General features: G+C 61.0%; 2 protein-coding genes. Both read right to left on the bottom strand.

Annotated elements, in window-relative coordinates; translation table 11 throughout:
• Positions 1 to 246: 2-C-methyl-D-erythritol 2,4-cyclodiphosphate synthase (ispF, locus tag DUK53_RS17205; RefSeq protein ID WP_124893254.1), on the bottom strand; the 246-nt coding region annotated here is incomplete at its 3' end.
• The coding region (locus tag DUK53_RS17200) for a 2-C-methyl-D-erythritol 4-phosphate cytidylyltransferase (RefSeq protein WP_201740744.1) at positions 246 to 428 on the bottom strand (183 nt) is incomplete at its 5' end. The genes ispF and DUK53_RS17200, both read right to left, overlap by 1 nt.

Below are 428 nucleotides of genomic sequence, written 5' to 3'. Positions count from 1 at the left end.
GCGCCATGCTTCGCGCAGCAGTTCGCGGCTATCGGCGCCTTTAAACGCCGGATCGGTATCGGGGAACAGCTTGCCGATATCGCCCAGCGCCGCGGCGCCAAGCAGCGCGTCGGTCAGCGCATGCAGCGCGACGTCGCCGTCGGAGTGGGCCAGCAGCCCTTTTTCATAAGGAATGCGTACCCCGCCAATGATGATTGGGCCTTCACCGCCAAAAGCGTGTACGTCAAAACCATGTCCAATTCGCATTAAGCTTTCTCCTGGTGTCGGGAACGGGTGAGGTAAAATTCAGCCAGCGCCAGGTCTTCCGGGCGCGTCACTTTAATATTATCCGCGCGTCCGGCGACCAGCTGCGGATGGAAGCCGCAGTACTCCAGCGCCGAGGCTTCATCGGTGATAGTGGCTCCCTCGTTTAGCGCGCGAGTGAGGCA

It is taken from the genome of Listeria sp. SHR_NRA_18 (assembly GCF_003856515.1).
Taxonomy (GTDB): Bacteria; Bacillota; Bacilli; order Lactobacillales; family Listeriaceae; genus Listeria_A; species Listeria_A newyorkensis.
This window is presented reverse-complemented; position numbering and strand designations above follow the sequence as displayed.